This window comes from Pseudogemmobacter humi (genome assembly GCF_900609055.1).
Taxonomy (GTDB): Bacteria; Pseudomonadota; Alphaproteobacteria; order Rhodobacterales; family Rhodobacteraceae; genus Pseudogemmobacter; species Pseudogemmobacter humi.
In genome coordinates this window covers 55,016-76,092 of sequence record NZ_UXAW01000034.1, presented here as the reverse complement: position 1 = coordinate 76,092, position 21,077 = coordinate 55,016, and the positions used below count along the sequence as shown (strand labels likewise).

The following is a 21,077-nucleotide window of genomic DNA, read 5'->3' as shown; positions in this document are numbered from 1 at the left end:
GCCAGTTTCACCGGGCCGGGCCGGTTTCGACCGGCAGATCCTCATACATGCCCCATTCGGTCCAGGAACCGTCATAGAGCGACCAGTCGCGGTGGCCGATGCGTTCCAGCGCCAGCGCCAGCACCGCCGCCGTCACGCCCGAGCCGCAACTGGTGATCGCGGGCTTCGTCAGATCGACCCCGGCCGCCTCGAACACCCGGCGCAAAGCGGCGGGGTCTTTCATCGTGCCGTCGGGGTTCAGCACCGCACCGAAGGGCACATTGCGCGCGCCGGGGATATGGCCCGCGCGCAGGCCGGGGCGCGGCTCGGGCGCCTCGCCGGCAAAGCGGGCAGGCGCGCGGGCGTCGATCACCACCGCCTGTTTCAGCTTGGCGGCATGGGCGACCTGGGTCACGTCTTTCACCAGGTGGTTCTGGCGCTGCACGGTCATGTGGCGGTCGCGGATCACCGGCGGCAGATCCTCGGTCTCGCGGCCCTCGGCCCGCCATTTCGGCAGACCGCCGTCCAAGACCGCGACATCGGTCTTGCCCATCAGCCGGAACAGCCACCAGACGCGGGCGGCCGAGAACAGGCCCGAGCCGTCATAGACCACCACCTGATGGCCGTCGCCCACCCCCATCGCGCGCATCCGCGACATGAATTTCTCGATCGGCGGCGCCATATGCGGCAGATTCGAGCGGTGGTCGGAAATCTCGTCGATATCGAAGAACCGCGCGCCGGGGATATGCGCGGCCAGGTATTCCGCCTTTGCGTCGCGCCCCGCGTCGGGCAGATACCAGCTGGCATCCAGCAGCCGCAGATCTGGATCCTTCAGATGCCGCCCGAGCCAGTCGGTCGAGACGAGGGTTTTCGGATCGTCATTCGGAGAGGGGGTCAGCGGCATGGCGGCCTCGGGGTCACGGGACGGTCACCGTCCTATAGCCCGCCCAGCCTTGTGCGCAAGCCTCCGCCCGGCCCGTCGGCCCCGCCTGCGCAACAAAAAACCCGCCCGCGGGGTCTGCGCGGGCGGGGCTGTTCCTGCGAGGGTCAGATCACTTTCCCATGGCTTTTTTGATGGCGCCGACGATGGCGACCAGGATGCCGCCGCCCGCGCCGCCGCCGATCACGCTCTGCACGATCGAGGCGATGTCGAGATTCGAGGCCGCGGCGGCCGCCTCTCCGGCACCGCCCACGCCCAGCATCGACAGAAGCTGCCCGCCGCCCAGACCGCCGATCAGCCCGATGACCGAATTCAGCACCGGCCCGAGGTTCAGGTTCTTCAACGCGGCCCCGGCGGCATTGCCGCCCACAAGGCCCGCGACCAGCTGAATGATCAGTTCCATGTCATTCGTCCCTCTGTGACTGCCGTTTTTCATCCGGCTTTACACCCGGCATCATGGGTCGAAAGAAATGATCCGGGCAGGGGGAATGGTGCCCTATCCTTCCCATCCTGGCAAATGTTGTATTCGCTCAGGCCGCAGCCACCAGATCTTCAGCCGTTCTGCTTCAGGAGCCGGGCCTTCTGCCGCTCCCAGTCGCGTTTCGCGCTGGTCTCGCGCTTGTCGGCCAGCTTCTTGCCCTTGGCGATGCCGAGCGCGAGCTTCACCATGCCGCGGTCGTTGAAATACATCCGCAGGGGCACGATGGTCATCCCCTCGCGCGCGGTGGCGTTCCAGAGCCGCGAAAGCTCGCGCTTTGAGACCAGCAGCTTGCGCTTGCGGCGTTCCTCATGGCTGTCCCAGGCGTTCGACTGTCGGTAGGGCGCGATATAGCCGTTGATCAGCCACAACTCGCCGCCTTCGACCGAAGCGTAGCTGTCGGCGATGTTCGAGCCGCCATTGCGCAGGCTTTTGACCTCGGACCCCTGAAGCACGATCCCGGCCTCAAGGTCGCTTTCGATATGATAATCGAACCGCGCCCGGCGGTTTTCGGCGATCAGCTTTGAATTGGGATCGGATTTCTTCATCATGACCCGCAGGAGATAGGCGATGCCCGGGCGCGAGTAAAGGCGCAGCCCTTAACGCAGGGCTTTCCGGCGCGCGCGCAGAAGGGTGTAAAGGCCGCTGACCACGATGATCGCGCTGCCGAGGATCGTCGCCGCATCGGGGGATTCGCCTAAGATCAGCACCGCGAGGATCATCGCGAAGATCAGCCGCGTGTAGCGGAAGGGCGTCACCGCCGAGACATCGCCGGTGCGCATCGCCGCGGTCAGCGCGTTATAGGCGGCAACGCCGAAGACGGTGGCGCCCAGCACCAGCCCGGCCTCGCGCAGGTCGGGGATATGCGCCTCGCCGGTGAAGCCGAGGACGATCACCCCGGCAAAGCCCAGCATGGCAAAGCCCAAAGTGCCAAGCTGGCGGTTCGACATGCTTTGCGGCGCGGCCCGGGTCGCGAGATCGCGGCCCGCAAAGCCCAGCATCCCGGCCACGGCAAGCAGCGACAGCGCCGAGAAGCCCTCGGCCCCCGGACGCAGCACGATCAGCACACCGATGAAGCCGACGATCACCGCCGACCAGCGCCGCCAGCCGACCTGCTCGCCGAAGATCAGCGCCGCGCCGGCCAGCACCACCAGAGGCGTCGCCTGAAGGATGGCAACCGTGGCCGACATCGGCGTCAGCGCCAGCGCGAGACTGTAGAACAGCCGCCCGGAAATCTCGAACCCCGAGCGGATCAGCATCGGCCGCGAGAGGAAGACGCGGGGCAAGGCGGCCTCACCCCTGGCGCGCGCCATCAGCGCGAAGACCAGCGCGCCGGAAAAGCCCATCAGCACCATGACCTGCCCCACCGGCAGGCTGAGCGCGGCGCGTTTGATGAACAGATCCTCGATGGCGAAACCGGCCATCGCCGCCGTCATCAGCGCGGCGCCGCGCAGATCGGGAGAGAGCGGCGCGCTCACAACTGCGCCACGCAAAAATCTTCAAAGATTTTTGCAAATTCCTTTGAAGGAATTTGTCGCTCAGAGGAGACCGGCATGAACCATGGCGGCCCGGATGCGCTCTTTGGTGGCATCGGTCAGGCCCACCAGCGGCAGGCGCACCTCTTCCGTGCAGCGGCCCAGAAGCGAGAGGCCGTATTTCGCCCCGGCAACACCCGGCTCCAGGAAGATCGCCTCATGCAGCGGCATCAGCCGGTCCTGATAGTCCAGCGCGGCCTTGTAGTCGCCGCGCAGGGTCGCCGCCTGGAATTCGGCGCAGAGCTTCGGCGCGACATTCGCCGTGACCGAGATGCAGCCGGTGCCGCCATGGGCGTTGAAGCCGAGCGCGGTGGCGTCCTCGCCCGAAAGCTGGATGAAATCCGCACCGCAGGCGGCGCGCTGCTGGCTGACCCGCTCGATCTTGCCGGTGGCGTCCTTGACGCCGACGATCCGCGGCAGTTTCGCCAGTTCGCCCATGGTGGCGGGCGTCATATCGACGACCGAGCGGCCGGGGATATTGTAGATGATGATCGGCAGATTGCAGGAATCGTGCACCGCGCGGTAATGCGCGATCAGCCCTCCTTGCGTGGGCTTGTTGTAATAGGGCGTCACCACCAGGGCCGCGTCGGCGCCCACCTTCTCGGCATGGCGGATCAGGCGGATGCCTTCGACGGTGTTGTTCGAGCCCGCGCCCGCAATCACCGGCACCCGGCCGGCGGCGAATTTCACCACCGCCTCGACCACCGCCTCGTGTTCTTCATGGCTGAGCGTCGGGCTTTCGCCGGTCGTGCCCACCGGAACCAGCCCGGTGGTGCCCTGTTCGATCTGCCATTCGACGAGTTTCCTGAGCGTATCCATATCCAGCTCGCCGTTTTTGAACGGCGTCACCAGCGCGGGAATCGACCCCTGGATCATGGCACGCGTCTCCTCGTCTGGGGGCGGATCGGCCCCTGGGTGCAACGGGCCTTCCTTACAGTCGCGCAAGGGCCTTGCCAAGCGGTGCTGTCGGACACCTGCTGACGGGATCGTGCCTTGTGGCGGCAGGGGGGCTTTGGCACAGTCCGCGCCATGAGCCTCGTCTTCCGCTTGCTGATCCTCGCCCTCGTGCTCCTGCCCCTGCCCGCCCGCGCCGATCAGGTGCAGGCGATGAAAACCGCACTGGAACTGCTGCGCACGAAAGACTGGCAGGCGGCGCTGGAGGCGGCGCCCGCAGGCGTGGGGCGCGACTTCGTGATCTGGTCCTGGCTGCGCGAAGGCGAGGGCAGGCTCGGGGATTACGAGGCGTTTCTTACGCGGCGCGGCGACTGGCCCGGCCTCGCGCTGTTGCGCCAGAAGGGCGAAGAGGCGGTGGCGCGGTCCGAGACGCCGGCGCGGGTAACGGCCTGGTTCAAGGATTACCCGCCGCAGACCGCCAGGGGCGCCATCGCGCTGGTCGGCGCGCATAAGGCGCTCGGCCAGATGGCTATGGCCGAGACCGAGGCGATGCGGGCCTGGGCCGAACTCAGCTTCACCGCCGCCGAGGAAGAGACGCTCATCGCGCTGATGCCCGAGGCGGTGGCGATGGTGCATCCGCTGCGGCTCGACACCCTGCTCTGGGAGGGCCGCCGCCCCGAGGCGATGCGGATGCTGCCACGGGTGAGCGCGGATCTGCGGCTGCTGGCCGAGGCGCGGCTGGCGCTGCGCGCCGACGAGAAGGGCATCGATGCGATTCTGGCCAGGGTGCCCGATTCGCTGAAATCCGATCCGGGTCTGGGTTATGAGCGGTTCATCTGGCGGATGCGGCGCGATCTTTACCCCGAGGCGGCGGAGCTGATCCTGTCGGTCGCGCCTGATAAACTGGGCCGCCCCGAGGCCTGGACCGCGCGGCGCGCGCTGCTGGCGCGCTGGCTGATGCGCCAGGGCGAGGCGCAGAAAGCCTATCGGGTGGCGGCGGGCCATGGGCTGACGCGCGGCTCTTCTTACGTCGATCTGGAGTTCCTGGCCGGGTTCATCGCGCTGCGGCGGCTGAACGACCCCGCGACCGCGCTGAAACATTTCGGCCATCTGCGCGCCGAAGTGACCACCGCGATCTCGGTCGCGCGCGCCGATTACTGGCAGGGCCGCGCCGAAGAGGCGGCAGGGCGGCAGGATCAGGCTTTGGCGCATTACCGCGCGGCGGCAAAGCATCAGACCGCCTATTACGGGCTGCTGGCGGCGGAGAGGCTGGGGCTGGACCTTGACCCGGCGCTGTTGAACGAGACCCCGGCCGCGGGCTGGCGGCAGTCGGGTTTCGCGGGGTCTTCGGTGCTGGAGGCCGGGCGGCTGCTGCTGGCGGCGGGGAACCGGCCCGAGGGGAAACGCTTCCTGCTGCACCTCTCGGAAAGCCTGAGCAGCGCCGAACTGGCGCAGCTGGCCGAGATGGCGCTTGAGATGAACGAGCCGCATATCGCGCTGGTGATCGCCAAACAGGCGGCCGAGCGCGGCGCGATCCTGCCCCGGCCCTATTACCCGGTGCCCGATCTGGTGCCGGACGGGCTGAAAGTCAGCCGGGCGCTGGCGCTGGCCATCTCGCGCCGCGAGAGCGAGTTCGAGCCTATAGCGCGGTCCTCGGCCAATGCGCGCGGGCTGATGCAGGTGCTGCCGGAAACCGCCGAGCGGATGGCGAAGGATCTGGGCCTCGAATACGCGCTGTCGAAACTTTACGAGCCTTCGTTCAATACTCAGGTCGGCGCGGCCTATCTGGCGAAGATGGTCGAAGAGTTCGGGCCGTCGATCGCCATGATCGCCTCGGGCTACAATGCGGGGCCGGGGCGGCCGCGGCGCTGGATCACCGAATTCGGCGATCCGCGGCGGGCGGATGTGGATGTGGTGGACTGGGTGGAAACCATCCCCTTCGCCGAGACCCGCACCTATGTGATGCGTGTGGTGGAAGGCGTGGTGATCTACCGCGCCAAGCTGCGCGGCGCGACGGGGCCGGTGCGGATCAGTGCCGAGTTGAAAGGGTAAGTGGTCCCGGCTGCGCCGGGAGGCCTCCGGCGGGGGTATTTGGGTCAGGATGAAAGCGGCAGGGGTTTTCTTTCGCCCCTCGGGGTGATTTCTGGCGCGGAAAACAGCGGAGCGCGGGATGGACCTTCTTCTGATCGGGATCGGCACCGGCAACCCGGATCACCTGACGCTGGAGGCGGTGAAGGCGCTGAACTCGGTGGATCTGGTGCTGATCCCCGAAAAGGGCGAGGACAAGGCCGATCTGGCCGAATTGCGCCGCCGGATCTGCGCCGATGTTCTGACCGATCCGGCGGTGCGGATCCGGGGCTTTGCCATGCCGGTGCGCGATCCGGCCAATCCGTCCTATCTGGCGCGGGTCAACGACTGGCATGATGCGATCGCCGGGGCTTGGACGGCCGCGATCTCTGATGCGGGCGGCGCGGAACGGGTGGCGCTGCTGGTCTGGGGCGATCCGGCGCTTTACGACAGCACTTTGCGTATCGCGGAACGGCTGGCGCGGCGGATGGAATTGCGGGTGCGGGTGATCCCGGGAATCATGTCGCCCCAGGTTCTGGCGGCGGCGCATGGCATTCCGCTCAACGATCTGGGGGCGCCGTTTCTGGTGACCACCGGGCGGCGGCTGCGCGAGGACGGCTGGCCTTTGGGGGTGGACACGCTGGTCGTCATGCTGGACGGCGGCTGCGCCTTCCAGACCGTGCCGCCCGAGGGGGTGGAGATCTGGTGGGGCGCCTATGTCGGGATGAGCGGGCAGATCACCGACCGGGGGCCGCTGAGCGAGGCCGGGCCGAGGATCCTGGCCGCGCGCGAGGCGGCGCGGGCCGAACATGGCTGGATCATGGATATCTATATCCTGCGGCGGACCCCGGCGGGCTGAGCCGCCGGGGCCGGTGTCTTACGCGGTGCGGCCGCGGCTCCAGAGCGAGGCCGCGAACAGGCCGAGCAGCGCCCAGACCGCCAGACCGACGCCGAGCGCGCGGCCGGCGAATTGCGCGGCCAGTTCCGGCGGCGTCGGGCCGGTGAACTCATGCGGATGCGGCGCGCCGATGACATGGGGCGCGGCGAGCAGCACGATGGCGAGGATCCAGGCGCCCCAGCCCTTGCCGAAGGCGATCAGCCAGAGCCCGACCGCCGAGGCGATCACCGTCGCCACCCACCAGACCGCGCGGGCGTTGATGTCGGCGGCGGCCATGCCCGGCAGTTCCGGCGACAGCCCCACCGCGGGCGCGAGTTGCACGGCGATGTAACCGGCCAACCCCCACAGGAGGCCCTGGCGCGCGGTGACGCGGTGCCCCGCGTTCTCGGCCAGCGCGATGGCGGCGACCAGGATCAGACCGTAACCGGCATAGACCATGATCGAGAACAGCACCGACAGCCCGTCGCGCGGCGCGTCGAAGCCGATGCCGGGGATCTCGCCCGCATCGGCGTGATCGTGGCCGGCCGCTTCCGCGGCGGGAGCTTCGGCGGGGGCTTCGCCCTCATCCGGGGCGGCCTCTTCGCCGTGGCCGTGATCATGTTCTGACGCGGCTGCGAAATGGGTGCGCTCGCCCCCCTCGTAGAGTTCGGCATGCAGAAGCACCGGCTGCACGAAGACAAGCTGCAACAGGGCGGCAATCAGCCCCGCGGCAGCGCCAGCGATCAATGCGCTGGTCAGCAATCTTTGCAGCATGTCAGTGGCAGGGGAATCCGACCGCGTGACGCACGTCATGGGCGGCGTCATGCAGGGTTTCCGACTGGGCGAGACCGGCGACGAAGACCAGCGCGGCCCCGACCAGCGCGACGATCACGATATTTGCCAGCGAAACCGATACGGTGCCGTCGGCCCGGGTAAGGGTGGACATGGATAACCTCCTGGCCGTCATCCCCGACGGCGGTTGCATCTGCGCGAAGGTCGGTCTCCTGACTCGCAGGTCGCTGCCTCTGCCCTCCTTCCCATGGCTTATGGCCACAGTGGATGCCCGGCGGTCGGCTCGCTGCTCACAGTCGCGGGGGCGGTCGGGTTGGGGCTTGCACCCACCCTGTTCCCATGCCGGAGATCGTCCCCGGCACCTTGCGCGCCCCGACAGTGACAGCGCGCGGGGGCCGGGTCAAGCAAGCATCATTCCGCCAGCGCGCCGTAAAGGATCAGCGTCGGCGCCGGATCGGGGGCGGCATCCGTCAGATGCGCGGCCAGCCCCGCCAGGGTGTCGCGCCGGAAGCTCTGCGCCGGGGTCGAGACACCCTGCGCCATCAGCGTGGGGGTCCCGGGCGCAAGGCCATGGGCCATCAGCCGTTCGGCCAGCGCCGGGAAGGTCGCGCGCGCCATGAACACCGCCGTCACCGCCTGGGGATCGGCCAGCGCGGTCCAGTTCAGCCCCTCGGGGAGGGCGCCGGTCACGTCGTGGCCGGTCACGAACTGCACCCGCCGCGCGTTCAGCCTGCGCGTCAGCGGAATCCCCGCCGCGGCGCAGGCGGCCGAGGGCGCGGTGATGCCGGGCACGATCTCATAGCCGATCCCGGCCGCGCGCAGGGCGGTGATTTCTTCTTCCAGCCGCCCGAACATGCCGGAATCGCCGGATTTCAGCCGCACCACCTTCAGTCCGGTCGCGGCATGGTCGATCAGCAGCCGGCTGACGTGATCCTGGCGAGGCGAGGCGCGGCCCGCGCGTTTGCCGACCGAGATCAGATCCGCGGTAGTGGGCGCCAGATCGAGGATCGGTCCGGAGGACAGATCGTCATAGAGCACCACCTCGGCCTCGCGCAGCCGGTTCACGGCGCGGACGGTCAGCAGTTCGGGATCGCCCGGCCCCGAGGAGACGAAACTGACGAAGCCGTTCATGACGCCTCTCCGATCAGGTGGAAGAAGGTGCCGCTGACCCTGCCGCGGTGCGAGCCGGTCTCGGGCACCGCCGTGCCTTCGGCATCCAGGACGCGCGCGAGCGGCGGGTCGGGCTGGGCAAGGATGGTGGAATAGTGGAACTCATGCCCCCGCAGCCGCGCGCCCGGCGCATGGCCCGGCAGCGGCGCGGCCAGTTCCGCAAGGCGGTAACCGAGGTGCATCTTCCGCTTCTCGTAGGATGTGACGAGGCCCAGAAGCCCCGCCATCGCGTGGCGGGTGCCTTTGGCGTCGATCAGCGCCTCGCCCAGAACCATGTAGCCGCCGCATTCGCCGTGGACCGGCTTCGTCTGCGCGAAGGACCGCAACCCGGTCAGGAAACGCCCCGCCGCAGCGAGGCGGCCCGCGTGCAGTTCCGGGTAGCCGCCGGGCAGCCAGCACAGATCGGCGGTGGGGTCCGGGGCCTCGTCGGCCAGCGGCGAGAAGGGCAGGATTTCGGCCCCCTGCGCGGTCCAGGCGCTTAAGAGATGCGGATAGGTGAAGGAAAACGCCTCGTCCCGCGCGATGGCGATGCGCTGACCCGGGGGCTTTGGCTGCTGCAGTGCGCCCGGCACTGTCCTGGCGGTTGCGGCGGCGCGCAGGGCGGCAAGGTCGGTATGTTCGCGCAGGAAGGCGGCATATTGCGCGATGGCGGCGTCCAGATCCGGGTGCTCCACCGCCTGGACGAGGCCGAGGTGACGCTCGGGCAGGGTCAGATCGCCGCGCCGGGGCAGCGCGCCGAACACCGGCAGACCGGCGCTCTCCATCCCGAGGCGGCAAAGCCTTTCGTGCCGGGCCGAGGCGACGCGGTTCAGGATCACGCCCGCCAGTTTCACATCGGGCCGCCAGGCCGCCATCCCCGCCGCCAGCGCCGCCACGGTCTGCGCCGCGCCGGAAACATCGAGCACCGCCACGACCGGCCAGCCGGTCAGCGCGGCGATGTCGGCGCTGGCGCCGGTTCCGGCCTCGCCCGGATAGACCACGCCGTCGAACAGGCCCATCGAGCCCTCGGCCAGCGCCATCTCGCCGCCGCGCGCCAGTTGCGCGGCCAGGAGGCCCGGCTGCATCGCCCAACTGTCCAGGTTGAACGAGGCCCGCCCGCAGGCCGCCAGATGAAAGGCCGGGTCGATGTAATCGGGGCCGCATTTATAGGGCTGCACCGCCACGCCGTCCTCGGCCAAAGCGCGCAACAGGCCCAGCATCACCGTGGTCTTGCCCGCACCCGACCGCGGCGCCGATATGATCAGGCCCGGGGTCATGGTTTCACCTTCACGGCGTCGGCCCGGCCCGCGCGGAAGCGCCGGTCGTAATCGGTGGAGTAAAGACTCGAGTCGATGAACCCCTCCTGCCCGAGCGCCGGGCCGACGAGGATCAGCGCGGTGCGCTCCATGCTGTCGCCGACCTCGGTGGCGATGGTCGCCAGCGTCCCGCGCACGAGCCGCTGGTCGGGCCAGGTCGCGCGCCAGACCACCGCCACCGGGCAATCCGCGCCGTAATGCGGGATCAGCTCAGCCGCGGTCTCCTCCAGCCGGTGGATCGAGAGATGGATCGCCAGCGTCGCCCCGGTCGCGGCGAAAGCGGTGAGGTTCTCGCCCTCGGGCATCGCCGAGGCGCGGCCCGGGGTGCGGGTCAGCACCACGCTTTGCGCAAGGCCCGGCAGGGTCAGCTCTACCCCGAGCGCGGCGGCGGCGGCGGCGAAAGACGGCACGCCCGGGGTCACGCTATAGGGGATTCCGGCCTCGCGCAGGCGGCGAAGCTGTTCCCCCATGGCCGACCAGACCGAGAGATCGCCGGAATGCAGCCGCGCCACATCCTCGCCCGCCTGATGCGCGGCGGCGATTTCGGCCATGATCGCGTCGAGGTCCATCGGCGCGGTGTTCACGATCCGGCACCCCGGCGGGCAATGGGCCAGCACCGCCTCGGGGATCAGCGAACCGGCGTAAAGACAGACCGGCGAGGCGGCGATCAGATCGCGCCCCCGCAGGGTCAGCAGATCGGGCGCCCCCGGCCCGGCCCCGATGAAATGGACGGTCATTCGTTCTTTCCTTTCACGGCCAGGGCGGCGGTGGCCAGCCCGTCGCCCGATATGCTGCGCGGCGCCAGAAGCCGCGCGCCCGGCCCGCAGGCCACCAAAGCGCAGCCTTCCGAGACGCTGCCGGTGCCATGGGCCGCACGGGCGGCGGCGCTGTCGGTCAGGGTGACGGCGCGGGTCAGATCCTCCGCCGTCACCGGATGGATGCGGAAGCCCTGCCGGGACAGCGCCAGCACCGCCGGATGGCGCGCCTTGCGCACGGGCAGCGCGAGGTCGCGCAGATCCGCGCCGCCTGCGCGCCGCAGCGCGTCGAGGATCGACTCCGCCCCTGCCGCCTCGCGGAACCCAATGCCCGCGATCATCGCGTCACGCTCCATTGCACCACCGGATAGGCGGATTTCCAGCCCCGCCGCCGCCCCAGAGGCGCGGCCTCGGCCAGCTCGATCCGCAGCATCTGACCGCCCTTCGCCCCATGCCAGGACGCCAGCAGCGCCTCGGTCTCCAGCGTCACACCATGGACCACCAGCCGCGTCCCGCCGGGCAGACAGGCCCAGAGCGCATTCAGCAGGTTCTCCTCCATCCCGCCACCGACAAAGACCGCATCGGGCCTGGGCAGCGCGGGCAGAACGTCGAGCGCCCGGCCCTCGCGGATCTCCAGCCGGTCGCAGCCGAGGCGCGCGGCATTCGCCCGCGCCCGCGCCGCGCGGGTGGCGTCGGATTCCACCCCCACCGCGCGCATCGCCGGATGCGCAAGCAGCCATTCGATCCCGACAGAGCCGGAGCCCGCGCCCAGATCCCAGAGCATCTCGCCCGGCCGCGGCGCCAGCGCCGAGAGCGCCAGCGCCCGCACCGGCCGTTTGGTGATCTGGCCGTCATGTTCAAAGAAATCGTCGGCAAGGCCCGAGGCCCGGGTCAGCACCCGCCCCGCCCCGGCGACCTCGATCGCGGCGGCGACCGGCGCGGTGATGTCTGCAAGATCGAACCCATCGGCACGGGTGGCGCGGATCCGCGCCGAAGGCCCGCCCAGCCGTTCCAGCACGGTGACAAGGCTCGCGCCGAACCCCATCTCCGCCAGCCATTCCGCCAGCGCCTGCGGGGCGGCGCCGTCGCGCAGGGTGACGATCAGCCGCTGGCCGGGCGCCAGATGCGGGCGCAGCCGCTCATGAGGCGCGGCATGGAGACCGATGCAGGGGGTCTCCTCCAGCCGCCAGCCCATCTGCGCCGCCGCGCGGGAGAAGACCGAAGGCGCCGGAAAAGCGCGCCATTCGCCGGGGCCGATCTGCCGCGCGATGCTGCCGCCTGCCCCGTGCCAGAACGGATTGCCCGAGGCCAGCACCGCCACCCGCCGCCCGCGCAACGCCAGCAGCGGCGCCAGCGAGAACGGCACCGGCCATGCGCGCTTGTCGGGGTGCGCGATCATCGCCAGATGCCGCGGCCCGCCGAACACGACCTCGGCCGCCGCCAGCGCATCGCGGCTTGCCTCCGACAGGCCCGCCGGGCCATCTTCGCCGATACCGATGATGGAAAGCCACTCACCCATGCGCGATACCCCCAGGCTGCTGATCCTCGGCGGCACGACCGAAGCCAGCCGTCTTGCCGCCCTGGTGGCCGGGGCCGGGCTCTCTGCCGTGCTGTCCTATGCGGGCCGGGTGGAAAGCCCGCGGGCGCAGCCGGTGCCGGTGCGCACCGGCGGCTTCGGTGGGGCCGAGGGGCTGGCCGGATACCTTCGCACCCATCGCATCAGCCACCTGATCGACGCCACCCACCCTTTCGCCGCGCAGATGAGCACGAACGCCGCCCTGGCAGCGCAGGAGACCGGCGTCCCGCTGATCCGGCTGGAGCGCCCGGCCTGGCGCCCCGGCCCGGGCGACGCCTGGACCCCGGTGCCCGACATCGCCGAGGCGGTGCAGGCGACCGGCGAGACGCCGAGGCGGATATTCCTCGCCATCGGCCGCCAGCATCTGGCGCCCTTCGCCGCCCGGCCGCAGCATCACTACCTTCTGCGCCTCGTCGATCCGCCGGTCAGCAGCCTGCCCCTGCCGCAGGTCACGCTGGAGATCGCCCGCGGCCCGTTCGACACGGCCTCGGACCGCGCGCTGATGCAGCGCCACGGCATTCAGATGATCGTCGCGAAAAACGCGGGCGGCGCGGGCGCCAGCGCCAAGCTGACCGCCGCGCGCGATCTCGGCCTGCCGGTGGTGATGATCGACCGGCCCCGGCTGCCCGAGGCGCCCACCGCCGCCAGCCCGGAGGATGTGCTCGCCTGGCTTCATGCCGACCTCGGGGTGTAGACGAAGCGCCCGACCCGCCGCGTCAGCGACGAGCCCAGGATCACCATGGTCCGCATATCCACCATCTCTGCCCGCAGATCGGCCAGCGGCAACACGGTCACGCTCTGCTCCGGGGTAGACACCGCCCGCGCCAGCACCACCAGCCGCTCCGGCTCGCAGCCCTCGCGCAGGACCTCCAGCACCCGGTCGAACTGCCCGGGGCGCGAACGCGAGCGCGGATTGTAGAACCCCATCGCGAAATCACCCTCAATTGCCAGCCGCAAACGCTTCAGCACCAGATCCAGAGGCTTGAGATTGTCAGACAGATTGATCGCGCAGAAATCATGCCCCAGAGGCGCACCGACCGCCGCCGCCGCCGCCAGCATCGCGGTGATCCCCGGCAGCACCCGCAGATCCAGCTCGCGCCAGTCCGCAGGCCCCGCCTCCATCGCCTCGAACACCGCCGAGGCCATGGCGAACACCCCCGGATCGCCCGAAGACACCACCACCACCCGCCGCCCCGAGGCCGCCAGTTCCAGCGCGTGGCGGGCGCGGTCCAGTTCCACCCGGTTGTCGCTGGCATGCTTCACCAGCCCCTCCCGGTCCGGCACCCGCGCGACGTAAGGGATATAGCCGATCACATCGGTCGCCGCGGCCAGAATCGCAGACACCTCCGGCGTCACCAGCGCCTCCGCGCCCGGCCCCAGCCCGGCGACGACGATCCAGCCTTTCATCCTGACCGAAATACCCCGGGGGTAGTCCATCGTGTTCGCCATCGGTTCAAGAACCGATGGACTGGGGGGCAGGGCCCCCGCCTCTTCGTCCGCAGTCATGGCCGACGCCCCCGGCCATGGATGATGACGATTGAGAAATAGGGTGCCTCGCCCTCCACATCGCCCAGCCGGCGCACCTTTTCCGCAGGCATGGTGCCATGTTCCACCAGCCAGGCGTCCTCCAGCCGCCCCGCCGCCGCCAGCGCACGCCGCAGCCGGTCGAGGTTGCGGCCGATCTTCATCACCACCAGCGCATCGGTATCGGCCACCCGGCGGAACAGTTCCGCCTCGGGCAGGGTCGCGGGCAGCACGGTCAGCACATCGTCGCCCCAGGTGATCGGCCGGCCGGTCGCGTTCCAGCAGCCGACCATACCGGGGATGCCCGGCACCACCTCGGCCATTCCCTCGGGCAGGCGCGAGTGCAGGTGCATGAACGAGCCGTAGAGGAAGGGGTCCCCCTCGCACAGCACCACGACATTGCCGCCCGCCGTGGCCGCCGCCAGCCGCGCCGCCCATTCCTCGTAGAACGGCGCGAGCGCGGCGTTATAGGCCGGGTCCTGGAAGGGGATCTCGGTCGTGACCGGATATTCCATCGGCCATTCCTCGGCGTCCCCGGGGATCAGCCCCTCGACCATGCGCCGGGCCTGGCCGGTCTTGCCCGCCTTGCGGAAATAGGCCACCACCCGGGCCGAGGTCAGCAGCCGGTGCGCGCGCAGGCTCATCAGCTCGGGGTCGCCGGGGCCGAGGCCGATGCAGATCACCTTACCCGTCACGCTCATTCCTTCCGGCTCGCCAGCGCGTTCACCGCCGCGACCGTGATGGCCGAGCCGCCGAGCCGCCCGTCCACCACGCACCAGGGCGCGGGATCGTCCGCCGCCAGCGCCGCTTTCGATTCCGCCGCGCCGATGAAGCCGACCGGGCAGCCGATGATCGCCGCGGGGCGCGGAAAGGCCGGATCCTTCAGCAGGTTCAGAAGGTGGAACAGCGCTGTCGGCGCATTGCCGATCGCCACCACCGCGCCCTCCAGATGCGGGCGCCACAGCTCCACCGCCGCGGCCGAGCGGGTGTTGCCGATCCGCGCGGCCAGCTCCGGCACCGCAGGGTCCTGGAGCGTGCAGATCACCGCGTTCCCGGCGGGCAGGCGGGCGCGGGTGATGCCCTCGCTGACCATTCTCGCATCGCACAGCACCGGCGCCCCGGCCTCCAGCGCCGCGCGGGCCTTCACCGCGAAACCGGGGGCAAAGCGGATATGCGGCGCCAGCTCCACCATGCCGCTGGCGTGGATCATGCGGACGGCGACCACCTCTTCCTCGGGGGTGAAGCGGGCCAGATCGGCCTCGGCGCGGATGGTGGCGAAAGAGGCGGTGTAGATCGCCGCGCCGTCGGTTTCGTAACTATGGAGCAAATCGGCCTCGCAACAGGTCGGGGATGGTGTCGGGGGAAAGCCCGCGCAGAGCGGGCAGGGCGTCGGGGGCGCCGTTCTCGATCAGGTCGAACAGACCGTCCCTGGCGGTCAGGGTCAGGGGCGCGGGCTGCGGATGGGCGCAGCCCTTGGCACAGCCCGAGACATGCAGATGGCAGCCCGCCGGCACCAGCGGCGCCAGCCTGCGCGCCAGATCGCGGGTCGGCGCCCCGGCCGAGGTGCAGCCCGGCGCGCCGGTGCAGGCCGAGACGTTCAAAAGCGGATCCCCCGGATCGGCGATCAGCCCCGGATGCTGCGGGACATCCGCGACGCCCTCCAGCACCACCATCCGCCAGGGCGTCAGCCGCAAAGGCGCAAGCGCAAGCGCGCGCAGGGTCGCCGCCCGCATCTGGCCGAACGGCAGGCCGAGGCACAGCCCCGCCTCGCAAGGCCCCGGTTTCAGCGCCGCGCCTTTCAGCGGCGGGGAACCAGCGCAGAGCGAGGGGCTTTGCCCCGAAGCGATAAGCCGCGCCATCCGCCCCGCACCGCCCTGGCCGAGGAACCAGCCGAGCAGGTCCATCGCGCGGGGCACGGCAGTCGTTGCCGTCACCCTTTCGCCGGCCTCCATCCCGTCGGCGCGCAGGATCAGGCCCGATTCCGCCCGTTCGATGCGAATATCGGCGGAATCGCCGGTCAGCACCGAGGCCGGTCCGGTATCCACCGCAAAGCCGAATTTCGCCGGCAGCACCGGAGCATCGCGCAGCGCGGCTTCCAGTTCCGCCACCAAAGCCAGGGTCTCGTCGCCGGGTCGGTGCAGGGGCGTGGTGAGGATATTGCGCCGCGCCTCGGTATCGGCGTCCTCGTCCAAAAGACCAAGGTCGCGCAAAGCCCCATGCAGCGCGGGCAGGCCCGCCTCGCCCACGCCGCGCAGTTGCAGATGCGCGCGCGAACCAAGGTCGATCAGCCCGTTGCCATGCGCTTCCGCCAGATCTGCCAGTGCCAGCGCCTGATCCGCGGTGATCCTGCCGCCATGCGGGCGCACACGCACCACCAGCCCGTCGCCCGACATCATCGGGCGCAGCGCTCCGGGGCACCAGCCTTTGGTCATGCCGCTCATCGCACACCTGCCGCGCGGGAGTTGGACCGGCTTGACCACAGACCTGCGCCTTCCAGCGCGTGGAAGCAATCCTCCATCGCGGCCAGCGCGCCGGGATTTGCCGCCGCCATGAAGTCGCGGATCGCCGGATCACCCAAAGTCGCCTCATGATAGAGGTCGAACAGATGCGAGGGCACCACCCGGGCGAGATGGGCGAAAGCCGCCAGATGGTCGAGCGTCGCCGCGATCTCGGCCGCGCCGCGAAAGCCGTGGCGGGTCATCGACCGCAACCAGACCGGATTGGCAGCGCGGGCGCGGGTGACGCGGGCGATTTCCTCGCCCAGGGTCCGGGCACGCGGCTGGTCGGGGCGGGTGGCGTCGAGATGGTAGAGCGCGGGCCTCAAAGCGCCGATCCGCTCCATCGCGGCGGCGAAACCGCCCTCATGCGCGGCGTAATCCATGGCGAGCAAGAGATCGGTCTCGGGCATGTCCTGGGCATGGACGAAAGCGTCCGAGGCCCTCAGCCGCGCCTCCAGCATCTCGCGCGCGGGCTCACCCGCGGCGGTATGGTCGGAAGCCGCCAGCCAGGCCTCGCCCGCGGCGCGGCGGGCGTCCTCGCCGAACTGCCCCTCGGCAATGCCGAGACCGTAGCCGCCCGGCGCCGGGGCGAAGACCCGCGGCCCGCGCAGGGCGGCGGTGTAGGGGTTCATGTCGGCGGCCTCGTCGCGGGCGGCGAGGCTTTCGCAGGCCGCGTCGAACAGCCGGGCGAGATCGGGAAAAACGTCTCTGAACAGGCCAGAAACCCGCAAACTGACCTCGATCCGGGGCCGGTCGAGAAGCGCGAGCGGCAGGATTTCATAGCCGCTGACGCGGTCCGAGCCCTCATCCCAGACCGGCTTTACCCCGGCGAGATGCAGCGCCATGGCGAATTCCTCGCCCGCGGTGCGCATCGTGGCCGAGCCCCAGAGGTTCAGCACCAGCCCGCGCGGATAGTCGCCCTGGTCCTGGAGATGGCGGCGGATCAGCTCTTCGGCGAGCTTCACCCCCTGGGCATGGGCCGCGCGCGAAGGCACCGCGCGCGGATCGGTGCCGTAGAGGTTGCGCCCCGTCGGCAGCACATCGGCGCGGCCGCGGAACGGCGAGCCGGAGGGGCCGGGGGCGACGGGCTTGCCGGAGAGGGCTGCGATGAGCGCCCCGCGCTCGGCGGTGATGGAGGCGGGATCGCCCTGCATCGGCGGCCGGGGGCTGTCTGCCCCCGGACCCCCGAGGGTATTTGGATCAAGGTGAACAGGAGTACCGCGCGCCCAGATATGCAGACCCTCGCCGAACTGGCTTTCCTTCACGTCGCAGACGAAGCGGTCGATCCTCGGGATGGCCTCGGCGGGCGAAGCGTCGGGGGGGATGTCGAGATCAGCCTCTACCCCGGCGGCCTGGGCCTCATCGCGGATGGTGGCAATCAGCCGGTCGCGCCGCGCCGGGTCGAGCCCGTCGGCGGTGGAGTATTCGTCGAGCATACGCTCCAGCCGCGCCAGGGCGGGGGGCATCCCGGAGACGGCAAGCGGCGGGGTGAGATGGCCAAGGGTGACGGCGCCGAGGCGACGGCGGGCCTGGGCGGCCTCGCCCGGGTCGTTGACGACGAAGGGGTAGATCACCGGGATGGGCGCGATCAGCGCCTCGGGCCAGCAGGTGGCGGAAAGGGCAACCGCCTTGCCGGGCAGCCATTCCAGCGTGCCATGGGCGCCGATATGGACCAGCGCATCGGCCTGCTGTTTCAGCCACAGGTAGAAGGCGACATAGCCGTGGCAGGGCACCCTGCTGGTGTCGTGATATTCGCCCTCGCGGTCCGGGCCGGGGCTGCGCTCGGGTTGCAGCGCGACGATCAGATTGCCGCGGCGGGTGGCGCGGAAGCGGAAGGTGCCCGCCCGGATCGCCGGATCGTCCTCGGGCGCGCCATGGGTCTCGCGCAGGGCGGTTTGCAGCGGCCCGGGCAGCAGGGCCAGCGCGCGGCGGTAATCGGGCAGCGGCCAGGCGAGGGTTTCCTCTTGCAGCGCCTGGTCCAGCGCCGCGCCGGGGGCGGTGGCGAAACCGGCCGCCGTGAGATCTTCCATCATCGCCCCGGCCGAGGCGAGCGCGTCCAGCCCCACCGCATGGGCCATGCGATGCGCCTTGCCGGGATAGGTGGAGAGCACCAGCACCACGCGGCGCGCAGCGGCGGGCAGGCTGGCCAGTCGGTGCCAGGCGGCGACCCGTGCCACGGTGGCCCGGATGCGTTCCGGGTCGGCGGCATGGCTCTGGCGCGCGAATTGCAGATCGGGGTCGCGCAGAGCCGCTTCCTTGAACGAGATCACCCCGGCGGGGATGCGGCCATCGACCTCGGGCAACGCGACATGCATGGCGAGATCGGCGGGCGACAACCCGCGTTCCGCCCCTGCCCAGGCCTCACGCGGGGCGGTGGCGTGGATCGCCTGGAACACCGGCACCCCGGCGGCGTCGAGCGGCGAGCCCTCGGCCGCGCGGGCAGAGAAAGCGGTGGTATTGACCACGGCGACCGGGGCGAGCGCGGGCAAAGCGGCGCGCAGCCAGGCGGCGGCGGATTCGTCTTTCAGGCTGGGAACGAAGGCGCCCACGGCTCGGAAACCGGCCTCCTCAAAGCCCCGGATCAGCCCCTCGATGCCGCCGGTATCGCCCGCCGCGACCCAGGCGCGGTAGAACGGGATGACGACCAGCGGCGCCTCGCCCCCGGGCGGGGCCTGGACCAGCCCCTGCCCGGGATGCCAGAGGCCAAATTCGGGCAGCAGCTTGGCCCCCGGGACCGGCCCGGCGTAAAGCCCCGCCGCAAGCGCCAGTTGCGCCAGCGCGCCCTGGGCCGCGACCGCGCCCCCCGCCTCACACAGCCCGGTCAGCCGGCGGAGCGTCGAGACCGGCAGGGTCGAGGCCGCATCCAGCGCCGGGTCGGGGCGGCCGTCCGCCGGCAACAGCGCCAGCGCGATTCCTTCCGCGCGGGCCACGCGCGAGACCTGCTCCACCCCGTAAGCCCAGTAGTTCACCCCGCCGATCAGCCGGATCAGCACGCCTTTCGCGCCCCTCAGCGTCCGCTCGATCCAGGTATCGACCGAGAGCGGATGGGTCAGCGCCGACAGGTTCGCCAGCCGCAGCGCGGGCAGCGTCTCGCGCCCGCGCCGCCAGCCCGCCGCGAAAGCCCCAAGGTCGCTGTCCGAGAACGACAGCACCACGAGATCGGCGGGCGTCTGCCCCAGATCGCGCGGGATGTCGGCCTCGTCGAGACCATGGCTTTCGCGGAAGAGGACGTGCATCTCAGGCCAGCGCCGCCTTCACCGCCGCGGCATCGACATTGCCCTTCTCGGCGATCACCACCAGTTGCGAGCGGCGCGGCGCCGTGCCCCAGGGCCGGTCGAACTGATGGCGCACGCGGCTGCCCACGGCCTGGATCAGGAGGCGCATCGGCCGGCCCTCCACCGCGACATGGCCCTTGACCCGCAGGATGTTCTGCGAGGCGGCCAGCGCCGCGACCCGGGCGGCCAGCGCCTCGGGGTCGGTCTGCTCGGGCAGATCCACCACCACGGTGTCGAAATCGTCGTGATCGTGATCGTCATGGCCGTCGTGATGCGAGGGGCGGGCGTCGAGACTGTCCTCGGCCGCCGCACCGATCCCCAGCACCACGCGGGCGTCGATCACGCCCTCGGTCAGCGGCAGCATCGGCAGGGCGCGCGGTGCATCAGTTGCGATCACCTCGCGCGCCTTCGCCAGCCCCGCCTCGCCCGCGAGATCGGCTTTCGACAAAAGCACGATATCGGCGCAGGCGATCTGATCCTCGAACACTTCCGAGAGCGGCGTCTCGTGATCGGCCTCGGTGCCCGGATGGGCGGGATCGGGCGCGAACAGGCCCGCCGCGACGGCCTCGGCATCGGCCACCGCGACCACGCCGTCGATGGTGATCTTAGAGCGCAGATCGGGCCAGTCGAAGGCCTTCAGCAAGGGCTTGGGCAGCGCGAGGCCCGAGGTCTCGATCACGATATGGTCGGGGCGCGGATCAAGCGCCATCAGCTTTTCGATCGAGGGAATGAACTCATCAGCCACGGTGCAGCAGATGCAGCCGTTGGTAAGCTCCAGGATATTGGCCTCGGGGCAGTTGGCGTCGGCGCAGTCGCGGATCAGATCGCCGTCCACGCCGACATCGCCGAATTCGTTGACGAGGACGGCCAGCCGCCGCCCGCCGGGGTTTTGCAACAGATGCCGGATCAGCGTGGTCTTGCCCGCGCCGAGAAAGCCGGTGATCACGGTGACGGGGGTTTTTTCGAGCGACATGTCAGGCCTCCATGGGCGGGATGCGGGCAATGGTGTTCTTGCGGATGACCTCGGGGCGCGTGCGCCAGGGCACCACGCCATCGGGCGCAGCGGCATAGGCGCGGATCATCCCGATCAGATCCTCCAGATGCAGATCCGGGTCGAGCCCGCCCTGGACATAGGTCCAGCGGCCCGGGCCGCGCAGCACGACGGCGCAGCCGTTCGCGCAGGCCGAGAGACATTCCTGCTGAAGATGCGCGACGCCATGCGCGCTCAGTGCGGCGGAAAGCCGCGCCCCGTCGCGCGGGGCGGCGGGATCCGCGCCCGGCAGGCGGCAGGTGGTGCAGACCACCAGCCCGGTTTCCTCAGCCATCGGCCCCTCCGGCGCGGCTTGGCGGGCGACAGGGGAACAGCCTCGATGCAGGGCGGCGGCGGCCGACATGCCCGGACTGCGGCACCCCCCGGGCCGC

22 protein-coding genes and 1 riboswitch are annotated in these 21,077 nt (G+C 70.4%); of the genes, 3 read left to right on the top strand and 19 right to left on the bottom strand.

Going from position 1 to position 21,077, the window contains the following annotated elements; genetic code table 11:
- Positions 1 to 7: 7 nt before the first annotated feature.
- The 5 genes from sseA to dapA all read right to left on the bottom strand — a co-directional run bounded on the left by sseA (position 8) and on the right by dapA (position 3,808).
- A complete protein-coding gene (gene sseA / locus XINFAN_RS03000) occupies positions 8 to 883 on the bottom strand; it encodes a 3-mercaptopyruvate sulfurtransferase (RefSeq protein WP_124085018.1) in 876 nt (291 codons plus the stop codon).
- A 148-nt stretch (positions 884 to 1,031) separates the two neighbouring features.
- Complete coding sequence (locus tag XINFAN_RS02995) at positions 1,032 to 1,322, bottom strand: hypothetical protein (RefSeq protein ID WP_199286349.1); 291 nt, start codon at positions 1,320 to 1,322, stop codon at positions 1,032 to 1,034.
- A 149-nt stretch (positions 1,323 to 1,471) separates the two neighbouring features.
- The gene (gene smpB / locus XINFAN_RS02990) at positions 1,472 to 1,948 is read right to left on the bottom strand and encodes an SsrA-binding protein SmpB (protein ID WP_124085016.1); all 477 of its coding nucleotides are present in this window, start codon (positions 1,946 to 1,948) and stop codon (positions 1,472 to 1,474) included.
- A gap of 48 nt (positions 1,949 to 1,996) precedes the next feature.
- A complete protein-coding gene (locus XINFAN_RS02985; RefSeq protein ID WP_267898345.1) occupies positions 1,997 to 2,875 on the bottom strand; it encodes a DMT family transporter in 879 nt (292 codons plus the stop codon).
- 60 nt (positions 2,876 to 2,935) lie between these two features.
- Entirely contained in the window at positions 2,936 to 3,808 is an 873-nt protein-coding gene (gene dapA / locus XINFAN_RS02980) for a 4-hydroxy-tetrahydrodipicolinate synthase (RefSeq protein WP_124085015.1), read from the bottom strand.
- A 153-nt stretch (positions 3,809 to 3,961) separates the two neighbouring features.
- Here dapA and XINFAN_RS02975 point away from each other — a divergent pair, with 153 nt between their 5' ends.
- Together XINFAN_RS02975 and cobF are read left to right on the top strand one after the other, a co-directional pair.
- Positions 3,962 to 5,878 carry a lytic transglycosylase domain-containing protein gene (locus tag XINFAN_RS02975; protein WP_124085014.1) on the top strand — a complete coding sequence of 639 codons (1,917 nt, stop codon included), beginning with the start codon at positions 3,962 to 3,964 and terminating at the stop codon, positions 5,876 to 5,878.
- A 118-nt stretch (positions 5,879 to 5,996) separates the two neighbouring features.
- Positions 5,997 to 6,752 carry a precorrin-6A synthase (deacetylating) gene (gene cobF, locus XINFAN_RS02970; RefSeq protein ID WP_124085013.1) on the top strand — a complete coding sequence of 252 codons (756 nt, stop codon included), beginning with the start codon at positions 5,997 to 5,999 and terminating at the stop codon, positions 6,750 to 6,752.
- Positions 6,753 to 6,770: 18 nt separating this feature from the next.
- On the opposite strand, the gene XINFAN_RS02965 is transcribed toward cobF, so the two are convergent.
- The 7 genes from XINFAN_RS02965 to cbiE all read right to left on the bottom strand — a co-directional run bounded on the left by XINFAN_RS02965 (position 6,771) and on the right by cbiE (position 12,301).
- Entirely contained in the window at positions 6,771 to 7,544 is a 774-nt protein-coding gene (locus XINFAN_RS02965; RefSeq protein ID WP_124085012.1) for a CbtA family protein, read from the bottom strand.
- A 1-nt stretch (position 7,545) separates the two neighbouring features.
- Positions 7,546 to 7,716, bottom strand: a complete 171-nt coding sequence (locus tag XINFAN_RS02960; RefSeq protein WP_354002119.1) for a CbtB domain-containing protein — start codon at positions 7,714 to 7,716, stop codon at positions 7,546 to 7,548.
- Between the two features lie 31 nt (positions 7,717 to 7,747).
- Positions 7,748 to 7,946: riboswitch (cobalamin riboswitch) on the bottom strand.
- A gap of 27 nt (positions 7,947 to 7,973) precedes the next feature.
- Complete coding sequence (cobA, locus tag XINFAN_RS02955) at positions 7,974 to 8,693, bottom strand: uroporphyrinogen-III C-methyltransferase (protein ID WP_124085010.1); 720 nt, start codon at positions 8,691 to 8,693, stop codon at positions 7,974 to 7,976.
- Positions 8,690 to 9,988 carry a cobyrinic acid a,c-diamide synthase CobB gene (locus XINFAN_RS02950; protein WP_124085009.1) on the bottom strand — a complete coding sequence of 433 codons (1,299 nt, stop codon included), beginning with the start codon at positions 9,986 to 9,988 and terminating at the stop codon, positions 8,690 to 8,692. The genes cobA and XINFAN_RS02950 overlap by 4 nt, the downstream gene beginning before the upstream one ends.
- A complete protein-coding gene (cobM, locus tag XINFAN_RS02945) occupies positions 9,985 to 10,764 on the bottom strand; it encodes a precorrin-4 C(11)-methyltransferase (protein ID WP_124085008.1) in 780 nt (259 codons plus the stop codon). Before cobM ends, XINFAN_RS02950 begins: the two co-directional genes overlap by 4 nt.
- Positions 10,761 to 11,123, bottom strand: a complete 363-nt coding sequence (locus XINFAN_RS02940) for a cobalamin biosynthesis protein (RefSeq protein ID WP_124085007.1) — start codon at positions 11,121 to 11,123, stop codon at positions 10,761 to 10,763. Before XINFAN_RS02940 ends, cobM begins: the two co-directional genes overlap by 4 nt.
- Complete coding sequence (gene cbiE / locus XINFAN_RS02935) at positions 11,120 to 12,301, bottom strand: precorrin-6y C5,15-methyltransferase (decarboxylating) subunit CbiE (RefSeq protein WP_124085006.1); 1,182 nt, start codon at positions 12,299 to 12,301, stop codon at positions 11,120 to 11,122. The genes XINFAN_RS02940 and cbiE overlap by 4 nt, the downstream gene beginning before the upstream one ends.
- Between cbiE and XINFAN_RS02930 the strand changes: the two genes are divergently transcribed.
- Positions 12,300 to 13,052 carry a cobalt-precorrin-6A reductase gene (locus tag XINFAN_RS02930; protein WP_124085005.1) on the top strand — a complete coding sequence of 251 codons (753 nt, stop codon included), beginning with the start codon at positions 12,300 to 12,302 and terminating at the stop codon, positions 13,050 to 13,052. The genes cbiE and XINFAN_RS02930 overlap by 2 nt on opposite strands.
- Here the strand turns inward: XINFAN_RS02930 and cobJ are convergent.
- From cobJ to XINFAN_RS02895, 7 genes are all read right to left on the bottom strand, one after another.
- The gene (cobJ, locus tag XINFAN_RS02925) at positions 13,031 to 13,765 is read right to left on the bottom strand and encodes a precorrin-3B C(17)-methyltransferase (protein WP_124085067.1); all 735 of its coding nucleotides are present in this window, start codon (positions 13,763 to 13,765) and stop codon (positions 13,031 to 13,033) included. The genes XINFAN_RS02930 and cobJ overlap by 22 nt on opposite strands.
- A gap of 95 nt (positions 13,766 to 13,860) precedes the next feature.
- The gene (locus XINFAN_RS02920; protein WP_124085004.1) at positions 13,861 to 14,583 is read right to left on the bottom strand and encodes a precorrin-2 C(20)-methyltransferase; all 723 of its coding nucleotides are present in this window, start codon (positions 14,581 to 14,583) and stop codon (positions 13,861 to 13,863) included.
- Positions 14,580 to 15,209: a precorrin-8X methylmutase gene (locus XINFAN_RS02915; RefSeq protein WP_124085003.1), complete on the bottom strand. Its 630-nt coding sequence runs from the start codon at positions 15,207 to 15,209 to the stop codon at positions 14,580 to 14,582. Before XINFAN_RS02915 ends, XINFAN_RS02920 begins: the two co-directional genes overlap by 4 nt.
- Complete coding sequence (cobG, locus tag XINFAN_RS02910) at positions 15,199 to 16,323, bottom strand: precorrin-3B synthase (protein ID WP_124085002.1); 1,125 nt, start codon at positions 16,321 to 16,323, stop codon at positions 15,199 to 15,201. The genes XINFAN_RS02915 and cobG overlap by 11 nt, the downstream gene beginning before the upstream one ends.
- Positions 16,320 to 19,616 (bottom strand): cobaltochelatase subunit CobN, encoded by a 3,297-nt coding sequence (gene cobN, locus XINFAN_RS02905; protein WP_124085001.1) that lies wholly within the window; start codon positions 19,614 to 19,616, stop codon positions 16,320 to 16,322. Before cobN ends, cobG begins: the two co-directional genes overlap by 4 nt.
- A gap of 1 nt (position 19,617) precedes the next feature.
- Positions 19,618 to 20,628, bottom strand: coding sequence for a cobalamin biosynthesis protein CobW (gene cobW, locus XINFAN_RS02900; RefSeq protein WP_124085000.1), 1,011 nt, complete (start codon positions 20,626 to 20,628; stop codon positions 19,618 to 19,620).
- Position 20,629: 1 nt separating this feature from the next.
- Positions 20,630 to 20,980 carry a DUF1636 domain-containing protein gene (locus tag XINFAN_RS02895; RefSeq protein WP_124084999.1) on the bottom strand — a complete coding sequence of 117 codons (351 nt, stop codon included), beginning with the start codon at positions 20,978 to 20,980 and terminating at the stop codon, positions 20,630 to 20,632.
- Positions 20,981 to 21,077: the final 97 nt, after the last annotated feature.